This is a genomic window from Mesorhizobium neociceri, from assembly GCF_013520985.1.
GTDB classification, from domain to species: Bacteria; Pseudomonadota; Alphaproteobacteria; order Rhizobiales; family Rhizobiaceae; genus Mesorhizobium; species Mesorhizobium neociceri.
In genome coordinates this window covers 253,294-264,440 of the sequence record NZ_JACDTY010000009.1, presented here as the reverse complement: position 1 = coordinate 264,440, position 11,147 = coordinate 253,294, and the positions used below count along the sequence as shown (strand labels likewise).

Here is an 11,147-nt window from a genome sequence, read left to right as displayed (position 1 = left end):
GCGAGACCAGCGAGCGGAAGGCATGGAGCACGGGCGAATCACCGGCGTCGACTGCGATTCCGACTCTATGGACTCATTCGCACCGCCCGTGAATCCCGGCACCTGCACCAAATATGCGGAAGATCCCAATCTGGATGAGGTGCGCCAGGCCAAGCTGGCGAGTTCCAGCCGGTGCAAGTCCGGCCCGGGTAAGGGGTAGCGCCCGCCCGGTAGTGAGTGTTGCGACGTGGGAGGTGACGACCACGGCGAAGCGTACACAGCAATCGTGTGGGGTGTGGGAGTGAGCCACGATAGTGATAAGATTGCAGGGGCCGAGACGTTCTCATCCGTCGAAGGCAATATGTGCGGAGCCGCTATGCGAGGCTCCGTCGCCCTGCCGGGGTCTAGGGCCACATCACGCACGAAAGGAACACGTCGGAACCTGGGAGATCTCCTGCCCGGCCGGGCGGCGATAGCCGTGTCGGTCCGCATCGGGGAGGCGAGGAGCCGTAGCCGGTGATGAACGGACAGGAGAAGTCTGACTCCGGCATAGTAGCTGTGAAGCCGACGAACAAAGCCGGGCAACCGGCAGCGGAGTTGGGGGAGCCAAGGCCGGAGACCAAGGGGAACGCGGAACAGCAACGCATGCACCGGACACAGAGCCGGGCTCGCATGTCCCAGTCGCTGGACCGCGTACGGCAAGCCGCAAGGCTGAGGAAGAAGGAACGGTTCACCGCGCTCTTCCACCATATCAATGTCGACACGCTTCGGACGGCGTTCTACGCGCTTAAGCGCAAGGCCGCCCCTGGGGTGGATGGCATGACGTGGCAGGATTACGAGGCAGACCTCGAGCCTCGGCTCAGGGATCTGCACAGACGGGTCCAGCGGGGAGCGTACCGTCCGCAACCGTCGCGCCGGACGTTTATACCGAAGGCGGATGGGAAGCAGCGGCCGCTGGCGATTGCAGCCCTGGAAGACAAGATCGTCCAAGGGGCAACCGTCATGGTGCTCAATGCCATCTACGAAGGCGACTTCTGCGGCTTCTCGTACGGGTTTCGGCCCGGGCGAGGGCCGCACGATGCGTTGGACGCCCTGTGCGTGGCGATCGACAAGCGGAAGGTGAACTGGATTTTAGACGCCGATATCCAGAACTTTTTCGGGAGCGTCAGCCAGAATTGGCTCGTTCGCTTCCTGGAACACAGGATCGGCGACAAGCGCATCATCCGCCTGATCCAGAAGTGGTTGAAGGCGGGCATCCTCGAAGACGGGATCGTGACGGTAGATGACAGGGGAACGGGTCAAGGCTCGGTGATTTCGCCGCTCCTCGCCAATATCTACCTGCACTACGTCCTCGACCTGTGGGCCCAGCGCTGGCGACAGCGCGAGGCCACTGGCGACATGATCATCGTGCGCTATGCCGATGATGTGATCGTCGGTTTCGAGCATGAGGGCGACGCCCGTCGCTTTCTCGATGCGATGCGCGCGAGGCTTGAGGAGTTTGCGCTGTCGCTCCACCCGGACAAGACCCGCCTGATTGAGTTTGGCCGCCTCGCGGCGGTCGACCGCAAGCAGCGCGGGCTCAGCAAACCGGAGACCTTCGCCTTTCTGGGGTTCACGTTCATCTGCGGAAAATCACGTCGAGGGCGCTTCCAGCTTCAAAGGAAGACCCGCGGCGACCGCATGCGGGCGAAGCTCAAGGACATCAAGGCGGAGCTGCGGCGGCGCATGCACTGGTCGATCCCCAAGCAGGGGAAGTGGCTGAGCCAGACCGTTGGCGGGCATTTTGCATACTTCGCGGTTCCAACAAATATCCGAGCGCTCACAGCGTTCAGGTATCGCGTGATCGACCTTTGGCGGCGTACGCTTCAGCGACGCAGCCAGAAGGACGGCGCTACGTGGGAACGGATCGCGCAGTTAGCCAACGACTACCTTCCCAAGGCTTGCAACCTTCATCCATGGCCGAGTGTTCGCTTCGCCGTCAAACACCCGAGGTAGGAGCCACGTGCGGGAAAGCCGCCCGCGTGGATCTGTGCGGGGGGCGCTCAGTAATGAGCGTCCCTACCGCGAAAATCTGGTGTCGCGGCGGTGGTGATGATCGCGGCATTGATCGTCGCGCGCAAGAGGTTTTGTCGGTTTGATTGTCGCGGAGCGTCAATCAGCGCCGACATTGGCGGGTGTCGCGTATGACGCCGGGCGACCGGGGCCGCGCTTTCGCTCGATCGCCTCGCGCCGCCGATAGCTCTCGACATTCAGCTCAAAGATTGTCGCGTGATGGACGAGGCGGTCGACCGCGGCGAGCGTCATGGCGGGATCCGGGAAGACTTTCCCCCATTCCCCGAAGGGCTGGTTGGCGGTGATGAGCATCGAGCGTTGCTCGTAGCGGGCGCTGATGTTCGAACAGCACGCTAGTCTCGGCCTGGTCCTTGGTGACGTAGGCGAGGTCATCGAGGATCAGCAGGTGGAAGCGGTCGAGCCGATTGATCGCAGCCTCGAGGCCGAGTTCGCGGCGCGCGACCTGGAGCTTTTGAACGAGGTCGGTGGTGCGGGTGAAGAGAACCCGCCAGCCGTTCTCGATGAGGGCGAGGCCGATTGCCGAGGCGAGATGACTCTTTCCGCCGCCGGGCGGGCCGAACAGGAGCAGATTGGCGCCTTTCTCCAGCCAGGTGTCGCCGGCGGTGATGGCCATCACCTGCGCCTTGGAGATCATCGGCACGGTCTCGAACTCGAACGTGTCGAGGGTCTTGCCCGGCAGGAGGCGCGCCTCGGCGAGATGCCGCTCGATGCGGCGCTGGTCGCGCTCGGCCAGTTCATGTTCAGTGATGGCGGCCAGGAAGCGGGCGGCGGGCCACCCTTCCTTGTCGGCCTGTTCGGCAAACTGCGGCCACATGACCTTGATGGCAGGCAAGCGCAACTCGTTGAGAAGCAGGCTGAGCCTGGCGGCGTCGACGGCGGGGTTCGTCTTCATGCCGCGTCTCCCGTCAGGCTGGCGCCGAGCAGGGCTTCATAGGCGTTGAGCGGAACAAGATGCACGACGACACTCGGCAGCCGGGCGGGATCGGGCGCGAAGCGCGCTCGCAAAGCAGCCATGTCGGGCAATCGCCGTGCCTGAAGCGAGGCGGTCAGTTGATCGGCCAGTTCGCTCTCGCAGCCGCGCTCATGAGCCAGGGCGAGAAGGTCGACCATGGTGCGACAGGCCTGCCGCTCCGGCAGGTGTTCAAGAAGAGCGTCGAAGCTTCGCCGGTAGGCCTCGCGCGGGAAGAGCTGGTCACGATAGACCAGGTTCAACAGCGCCATCGGTTTGCGACGCAGCGAATGGATGACATGCCGGTAATTGACGACCTGGTCGTGTTTGCCCGATGCAGAGGCACGTCCGCGCGGCAGCGTCACGAGAAGGGTGCCGCCGATGAAGATGTCCAGCCGATCGTCGAAAAGGCGCACCCTGAGCCGATGGCCGATCAGGCGCGAGGGCACGGTGTAGAACACCTTGCGCAGCGTGAAGCCACCCGATGAGGTGACGCGCACGGTGACCTCCTCGTAGTCGGACGTGCGCCGCACAGGCAGTTCCTGGAGCTCGGCGCGCTCGATGTCGATGCGCTTGGAATTGCGGGCGTTGCAGCGGCTGACGATCTCGTCGACGAAGCGGCGGTAGGCGGCCAGATCGTCGAAATCGCTCGACCCCCTCATCAGCAGCGCGTCATTGATGGCGCGCTTGAGATGGCCGTGCGGCCCCTCGATGGAGCCGTTCTCATGCGCGACGCCGGCATTGTTGCGGGTCGCCGTCATGCCGTAGTGGCCACACAGTTCCTCGTAGCGGCGGGTCAGGTCTTCCCGGGCGTCCCGGTCAAGATTGCGGAACGCGGCCGACAGGCTGTCGCTGCGATGCTCCAACGGAACGCCGCCGAGCGACCACAGCGCGTTCTGCATTCCCTCCGCCAGGGCGACGAAGCTCTCGCCGCCGAGCACGACATGGGCGTGCTCGAAGCCGGAATAGGCGAGCCGGAAATGATAGAGCCGGTGATCGAGAGGAATGCCCGCGATCGTGATGCCGGCGGAGCCCATGTCGGTGAAATCCGACAATCCCATGCGTCCGGGTTCGTGGACCTGCCGAAAAATGACCTCCCGCTCCTCGCCATGGATGGCGCGCCATGAGCGGATGCGCCGCTCCAGTGTCCGGCGAATGCCGGCCCCAAGTTCGGGATGACGCCGGATCATCTCGTCGAAGATGGCGACGGATCGAAGGTTGGGCACCGCTTGCAACATCGGCACGACCTCGGCATCGAAAATATCGGCGAGCGGGTCAGGACGGCGTCGTTCCCGCGGCGTCTTCCTTTGTGACGGCCGCCTCGAATCCTTCTCGAGGCGATAGGCCGTGGCGATGCTGATCGACGCCTTCGCCGCCGCGACGGCCGTCGTATTGGTCTGACGGAACTTCATGAAAAGCCTCATCTGGTGATCGGTTACGTGGCGGCCGGGCACAAAGTGATTCCTCCCCAATAGGAAAAACCACCGGCATACCCGGCCGACCGTGATCACCAGACAAACGCCCCCGAAACGAACGCGCCGCCGGCGGATTGAAACTCCAGTCGGGCTACGCCCTCCCTGCGTTCCAACCCGCCGGCATTCTCATCCTGATTGACGCTGCGCTCTCACGTTGATTGTCGCGCCGCATCGAGCCAAGGCGCGACGGGATTATAACGAGTGGACGCATTGAGATTCTCCAAAAATCGCGTTGGGATTCAGAATATGGGAGCCATGGTAGATTCTGCCATCGCACCTTCATAAGGACCAGACCGCTTGCAATGCTGCTTCGGCCCTAAGCAGTGGATGGCCATGTCGGGCCAGAAAATTCGGTTCGGTTTATTGAAGCGCGTTGAGGGGCTGGATTTGCAAGCTTCAGGCTTTGTGCGCGTGTCGACCAGCTATTCGAGGCGTCTTGCCCTGGCCCTGGCCGGCCAGATCTGAGCGAGTTCCATCGCAGCTGCGTTAAGGGCGTCAGCAAGTTCTTGCCAACGATCCGGTGTAATCCGAATGAGCGGGCCTGCGACAGAAATCGTGCCGGCCACCGGTGCATTGGACACCAAACTCGCTCGGAAAGGCGCGGCGACAGCTGCGGTACCCACCGAAGTGGCAAAACCTCGTTGCCGCGCTTCCCAGTCTACGCCTGAACTCATTGATACGGTGAGCCGAGTTCGGGCCGAGCTTGTGTGTAGGGTCAAAGCCGCGAGAGTACACAATTGCCAGCGCCTGTTCTTCAGGCAAGGTGCCGAGCCAAGCCTTTCCGCTAGCAGTTGCGTAAAGGGCGATTCCCTGTCCCATATCAGGATCGTAACGCAATTTAGTGGTGGCGCCCTGTGCCTCGCCACCCAGACCAGCTCCCGATTTTCCAGGACAGCAAGACGGCAACATTCATGCGTTTCCGTGGCCACTGTGTTCAGGACCGACTGGACTAGGTCCGATACATTACATGCGTCGAGATGACATGTGGTTTTAGTCAAGGCGGGCGCGTAGGCATGCTCTTCTCCAGTCTCATGCACCATTTAATCTGCTCAACGTCTGGCGGGCCTACCCTTCATCTTCCAAATTTGATTACGGGCCGGAAAAAGTTTCCCCCCGTGTTTCACGTGAGGTTCACGGGACGGGATTACCCTTGGCACCCTCCGCAGGGCCTGAGTACGGATCTTCAAAATTCGTGCCAATGCACCAAATTGGGTCCCACCAGAGATTTTCCTGCTACTATTCAAGTGCATATGAAGCGTCAGCATCAACCTGGTCGAGTTTCACATTGTCTGAATCCCGACAAACCGGACAAATCCCGGAGGTGTAGGATATTATCTGGCCACCCCTACCTCGCCCGGATGCGCTGCGAGCGCGGCTCCGTATTTGTCGTGTTGCCCGTGACTCCCTGTTCGTGACCAACGATGGAGGGAACCCTGCGTATTATCGGCATGAACATACATCGCGTAGCCGCCGAGGTCGTGTCGTTGCTTGATGGCGAGATCGTCAAGCGCGGCCGCGTTCAAATGCTACGCAACAATCTCGAGGAGTTCGCCAGGAGGGAACTCACCCACGATGATCATCTGCTGATTGAGACGGCCGGCAATGCCACGGCCGTCGCTGAAGTGCTGTCGCCCTACGTGGATCGGATCGTGATCCAATCCCAAGCAGGTGCACATGATCGCGCACGCGAAGGTGAAGCCAGAGCGGGCGTCAGTTTTCTCCGGCATAACCACCGTCAGCCAACAGACGGCGCAACCTAGGATAAAGCCGTCGAATGGGGCGTGCGCCACACCCCGCTCCTGGAGGTTGGGCGTATGCAACCTCAACCTGACCGGCCCGTCAGTGGGCAATGATATGGAAGTTGATGGCCTTCCCCAGTTATCCCGACGGGCCACCCGGCCTCCGCTCCCGAGTTACGGGTTCAGGGCCCCATGTCGGCCAAAAATGAAAAAAGCAGCAAAAAGTTTCACAACAATAACACACACCACTGGCTCAGGGCTGATTATAGTTTCCCTGATCCACATGAATGTTCCGGGCTAGGATCATGAGCGGCCAAAATCTGACGAATACGCCCTATTCAAAGAGAGCTGGTGCAGATTGGCTGCAAATGCTTGACAGAGCGCGCGAGGTAATCTGCGGTGAGGCGAAAGCGCTCGAGGCAGTGGCTGCTCGCCTCGACGAACAGATTTGTAACTTAGCGGAGCATATACTCTCAACATCCGGTCTCGTCGTCGTTTCGGGGGTCGGCAAATCGGGTCTTGTTGGCGAAAAGATCTCGGCAACGCTCGTCTCGACGGGTACGCGCTCGATTTCGCTTGATCCGCTTGACGCTCTTCATGGCAGCCTTGGGCGCATTAGTGCAGGTGACGTATTTCTTGCACTGTCAAACTCGGGCGAAACCGAGGAGCTCAGGCAGGTCGTATCGGCTTTGAAGGCGCAGCCGGTTTTCATCGCGGTGATAACCGGTCGCGCGAACTCCTCGCTAGCGCAAGCAGCGCATAGCGTGCTCGACATTGGCCCGGTGCAGGAGGTCTGCGCCCTAGGACTTACACCGACCACTAGCACTACAGCAATGATGGCGCTCGGCGATGCCCTAGCGCTTATCATACAGGAACGCCGCGGATTCACTGAACGCGATTTCGCACGCTTTCATCCAGGTGGAAGTCTCGGCAGAAAACTTGTGCGGGTGCGTGATCTCATGTGGCCGCTAATAACTGTTCCAGTCGTGCGTCCCGGCACACAGCTCGCCGAGGTACTCGTGACTATATGCGGGGCGGCGCGCTGCACAGAAATGGCTATTGTTCTAGGTGCCGACGAAAAAATCGTTGGGGTGGTCAACTCGCGAACAATCGCGGGCTATGTAATGCGAGCGCAGCAATTGGACTTGGAAGCGAGCGTGGATCCGTACATCCAGCGGCCCCCAGACGCAATTCAGGACAATGCAAGCCTAAGTGACGCCGTCCAGGTATTTCTGCGTGATGGTGGTGACGTCTTGTTTGTCCAGGATACAGCCGGTCGCTTCATCGGCCTCCTGTCCCGAAGAGATGTGGAAACGAACAGCGGATCGTGCCGCGGGTCGCGTGTCGTGGATGTCTAAGAACAACCGTAAGAAAGTTCGGTTTGTACGTACCTCGCGTGGGGGCAGAAACCGAGACTCTATGAGGAGTGCAACATGAAAACCGCGGCCGTTATAATCCAGGCCATAGACATTTGCGCTCTTGGGGACTGGGAAGGCCGCGGAATTGCTGAGTCCACCCGGCTGGCCAGCAATTGCCTCGGTACCCCATCAAATCGGGGTGTTTGAGCGCCCCTCGAGCGGGCGCATTCGGTATCTAGTGCGATGGCCCCCAGCAACGGTGTTTTGCGGGACATTCCGCTCTATCGTTCTGAGGGATTGAGCGATCCGATGGGCCATTCCTGGAGAACTTCTATAGAGCGTCATTCGTACTGTCCGCTGGAATGCTGGGCAAGAGCAGGCCGCTTTCACCCGATCGAGGTGCGCACATGCAACTCACTTAAGCCGTCAGTTCTTACCCTTTGGGCGGCAAGACAGCGCGAAGGATCAAGTGCCAGGTCAAGATTTTATGTCGATATGTCGTGGCTTGGCCGGCTGCCCGGTTCATATGCCGAGAGGAGGAGCATCTACTGCCGGTCGGCTGTCAGCTCACGAGGTAACCGTAGCACCTCATTTTGGCCAAGCCGGTGGAAGCAGGACGTCCGGACACTCATTCCAAATAACCGGTCGGAGGAAGGCATCCCCCATTTCCAATTCACAGATGTTGCCGGTGTCGACTCGGGCCAATTGCGCTACCGGAAAATCTCCAAATTTTCCCATCAGACGCCGTCCGATGCACTTGAGAGGCCCATGAGCGGTGACCACGAGGATTGTATCGGTGGGTTCGCAACAGCGCCTGAGATCCAAAAGAAAGCTGTCGATCCCATCGACATAAACATTCTGGTCCGTGTTCCAGTTCGATATAGGCCATATACTACGTCGATACCAGTCGAAGAAAACACGCGCGCCAAAACGGCGGACCACTTCAATATTGGAGAGTCCTTCCCAGTCCCCATAGCCTATCTCGCTAAGCCTCCAATCGGAAACCGGAGGCCGCTTTGCCCCAGAGGTAGCCAAAGCGATTTCTGCATATGCGCTTGTTCGTCGCAAAGGGCTACAAAAAGCAGCGGATGGAATGCGCCTTGCACGCCGCAGTGCGATCCCAAGTCGCCATGCCTGACGTTCCCCTTCCAAGACGAGAGGAGGATCGGCCTGGTCACCTATCCATATCGCCTTCGCGCCGGTCGAAAACGTATTTCCGTGTCTAGAGAAAATAACTTTCATAGCTGCGCGGTTCCGTTGGAGAACTTCTTTAACCTATCATTTCTAACTTATATTCACGTTAAATAACATTCATATTTGTTTTCAGATTTGTGAAAGGATAAAGTATTGGGTGTGTACTGACTATAGGGTCGGACCCCCGCTAAAGCTTTCGGGACAAGGACGCGTCGAATCGATGGATGACGAAATGCGAACAAGAACACTTACGAATACAACAGTTGCAAGTGATAGAAACGGCGGCTTTGGTCGTGCCATTGTGACACGCTTCGTCTCAGACCCGGCCCAGGTAGGAGTGTCAGATCTGGTCCGCCGATGAGGTCGTTGACGCAGGCACGTGAGGTTTTATGGATGGTTCGCCTTTGGAGTATGTTTGATGGAGACCAATTCGACGGTCGTCGTCGGCGACGGTGCCGGCCAGGTGGTATTCTCGCAGAAAAAACGGTTCACCCTAATCGCCGGCCCTTGCCAGATGGAGAGCCGCGAACATGCTTTCATGATGGCTGGCAAGCTTGCTGAGCTATGCAGGTCGTTCGGCGTGGGCCTTGTCTACAAGTCGTCCTTCGACAAGGCGAACCGCACTTCGCTGTCCGGCAAGCGCGGCATCGGTCTCGGAAAAACGATGGAAATTTTTGTCAGTCTCAAGAACGAATACGGCTTTCCAGTGCTGACGGACATCCACACAGAAGAGCAATGCGCCGTCGTGGCAGCGACAGTCGATATTCTGCAGATCCCTGCCTTCCTATCGCGCCAAACGGACCTGCTCGTGGCGGCTGCTAAGACGAAACGCGTGATCAACGTGAAAAAGGGGCAGTTCCTCGCCCCGTGGGACATGAAGAACGTGCTTGCCAAGTTAACCATGAATGGCAATCCCAACGTGCTTCTGTGCGAGCGTGGCGCGTCCTTCGGCTACAACACGCTCGTCTCGGATATGCGCTCGTTGCCGATCATGGCGGCGCTCGGCGCGCCGGTGGTATTCGACGCTACCCATTCAGTGCAGCAGCCGGGTGGGCAGGGCAGCTCTTCTGGCGGCCAGCGGGAGTTCGTTGAGAGCCTTGCACGAGCAGCCGTCGCCGTCGGTGTTGCGGGCGTTTTCATCGAGACGCATCAGGATCCTGATAACGCACCTTCCGACGGACCGAATATGGTGCCGCTTAAGGATATGCCGCGGCTGCTGGACCGATTGCTTTCCTTTGATGCGGTTGCCAAGCAGTAGACGCCGCGTACTTAAGGCCCGTACCCCTTTTGGGGTTGACGACGGACTATCAGATGGGAATTGCCGATCACGCTATGCACAACGTGCGGTGGGTGGAGTGGACGATCAGGATTAAGGGAAGAAAGCGTTCAGCGACGTGGGTAGACAGGAAACTTAGATGAACACAGCGACTCTTGAAGGACGGGTAGCGATTGTAACGGGTGGACACGGTGGGATCGGCCGCGCAATCGTAGCGCGACTCCTTCGGGAGGGCGCGCGCGTTGCGGTGTTTGACCTCGCGGCGAGCAAAGAAAAGAGTCACGATTCGGTCCTTCGGATCCATTGCGACGTCACCGTGCCAGCTGACGTCGAAATGGCGCTAGCGTCGGTTCGTGAAGCTCTCGGACCGGTTCAAATCTTGATCAACAATGCCGGGCTTCTAGGCCCTGTCACGCCTGTGCTGGAAATCACGATCGAGACGTGGCGCCGCGTAACAGAGGTGAACCTGACAGGCACATTTGTCTGTTGTAAGGCAGTGGCAATCGACATGGTTCAAGCTGGCTATGGCCGAATCGTTAACATAGCCTCGGTTCAAGCTAAGGAAGGGACGGAGCTCGCTGGAGCATACGCTGCCTCCAAGGCAGGGGTCATCGCTCTGACCAAGACACTTGGCAAGGAGCTCGCCACAAGCGGGATCTTGGTGAACTGTATCACACCAACCGCAGTTGACGGCGGTATGATTGATGAGATTGCGGACCAGCGCCGCACTTACATTCTCAACCGCATTCCAATGAAGCGTTTCTGCTCCGTGAACGAAGTTGCGGCTATGGTCGCTTGGCTCGCAGGTGACGAGTGCTCGTTTTCCACGGCAGGTGTGTTCGATCTTTCGGGTGGAAGATCGAGCTATTGAGTCTTTGCGCCTGCCCGATCACATCCTCTCAGGATCGAGAGAGAGGTCTCTGGGTCATATTCGGTAGCCTTGAATTAGTTTTCGCACTGTGTGAGGAGTCGAGGACGGTACCAACCGTGCCCCAGAGTGCCACTGACCTCTCGGCCTTTTTTGCGCGCAGCCACGACCGCGACGAGAAGCGCGTGACCCGCGGACGAAACGACCGGAAAAGAAGAGCGAGTAGCTTGACCTCA

9 protein-coding genes and 1 pseudogene are annotated in these 11,147 nt (G+C 59.3%); 7 read left to right on the top strand and 3 right to left on the bottom strand.

Features of this window, described 5'->3' with window-relative positions; all coding sequences use genetic code 11:
- Positions 1-199, top strand: a 199-nt coding sequence (locus H0241_RS35420) for a hypothetical protein (RefSeq protein ID WP_210285000.1), incomplete at its 5' end; no start/stop codon positions are given.
- Positions 200-498: 299 nt separating this feature from the next.
- On the top strand, positions 499-1,974 hold the full coding sequence (ltrA, locus tag H0241_RS19950; RefSeq protein ID WP_181059334.1) for a group II intron reverse transcriptase/maturase: 1,476 nt from the start codon (positions 499-501) through the stop codon (positions 1,972-1,974).
- Positions 1,975-2,021: 47 nt separating this feature from the next.
- Here the strand turns inward: ltrA and istB are convergent.
- Together istB and istA are read right to left on the bottom strand one after the other, a co-directional pair.
- Positions 2,022-2,944: pseudogene (gene istB, locus H0241_RS19945) on the bottom strand (IS21-like element helper ATPase IstB).
- Positions 2,941-4,455: an IS21 family transposase gene (istA, locus tag H0241_RS19940; RefSeq protein ID WP_456238133.1), complete on the bottom strand. Its 1,515-nt coding sequence runs from the start codon at positions 4,453-4,455 to the stop codon at positions 2,941-2,943. Before istA ends, istB begins: the two are co-directional and overlap by 4 nt.
- 354 nt (positions 4,456-4,809) lie before the next feature.
- On the opposite strand from istA, the gene H0241_RS36135 reads away from it, so the two are divergent.
- From H0241_RS36135 to H0241_RS19930, 3 genes are all read left to right on the top strand, one after another.
- Positions 4,810-4,941, top strand: coding sequence for a hypothetical protein (locus H0241_RS36135; RefSeq protein WP_268926422.1), 132 nt, complete (start codon positions 4,810-4,812; stop codon positions 4,939-4,941).
- A gap of 956 nt (positions 4,942-5,897) precedes the next feature.
- Complete coding sequence (locus H0241_RS19935) at positions 5,898-6,236, top strand: hypothetical protein (protein ID WP_181059331.1); 339 nt, start codon at positions 5,898-5,900, stop codon at positions 6,234-6,236.
- A gap of 284 nt (positions 6,237-6,520) precedes the next feature.
- Positions 6,521-7,573, top strand: coding sequence for a KpsF/GutQ family sugar-phosphate isomerase (locus tag H0241_RS19930; protein WP_181059329.1), 1,053 nt, complete (start codon positions 6,521-6,523; stop codon positions 7,571-7,573).
- Positions 7,574-8,161: 588 nt separating this feature from the next.
- Here H0241_RS19930 and H0241_RS36450 read toward each other — a convergent pair.
- A complete protein-coding gene (locus tag H0241_RS36450; RefSeq protein WP_181059327.1) occupies positions 8,162-8,815 on the bottom strand; it encodes a histidine phosphatase family protein in 654 nt (217 codons plus the stop codon).
- 367 nt (positions 8,816-9,182) lie between these two features.
- Between H0241_RS36450 and kdsA the strand changes: the two genes are divergently transcribed.
- Positions 9,183-10,025 (top strand): 3-deoxy-8-phosphooctulonate synthase, encoded by an 843-nt coding sequence (gene kdsA, locus H0241_RS19920; RefSeq protein ID WP_235984368.1) that lies wholly within the window; start codon positions 9,183-9,185, stop codon positions 10,023-10,025.
- A gap of 157 nt (positions 10,026-10,182) precedes the next feature.
- On the top strand, positions 10,183-10,914 hold the full coding sequence (locus tag H0241_RS19915; protein ID WP_181059323.1) for an SDR family NAD(P)-dependent oxidoreductase: 732 nt from the start codon (positions 10,183-10,185) through the stop codon (positions 10,912-10,914).
- Positions 10,915-11,147 lie beyond the last annotated feature (233 nt).

Bases quoted from the DNA above. Each gene is read 5' to 3' on its own strand.
- ltrA (WP_181059334.1), top strand. From the start codon at position 499: ATGAACGGACAGGAGAAGTCTGACTCCGGCATAGTAGCTGTGAAGCCG.
- H0241_RS36135 (WP_268926422.1), top strand. From the start codon at position 4,810: ATGTCGGGCCAGAAAATTCGGTTCGGTTTATTGAAGCGCGTTGAGGGG.
- H0241_RS19935 (WP_181059331.1), top strand. From the start codon at position 5,898: ATGGAGGGAACCCTGCGTATTATCGGCATGAACATACATCGCGTAGCC.
- H0241_RS19930 (WP_181059329.1), top strand. From the start codon at position 6,521: ATGAGCGGCCAAAATCTGACGAATACGCCCTATTCAAAGAGAGCTGGT.
- H0241_RS36450 (WP_181059327.1), bottom strand. From the start codon at position 8,815: ATGAAAGTTATTTTCTCTAGACACGGAAATACGTTTTCGACCGGCGCG.
- H0241_RS19915 (WP_181059323.1), top strand. From the start codon at position 10,183: ATGAACACAGCGACTCTTGAAGGACGGGTAGCGATTGTAACGGGTGGA.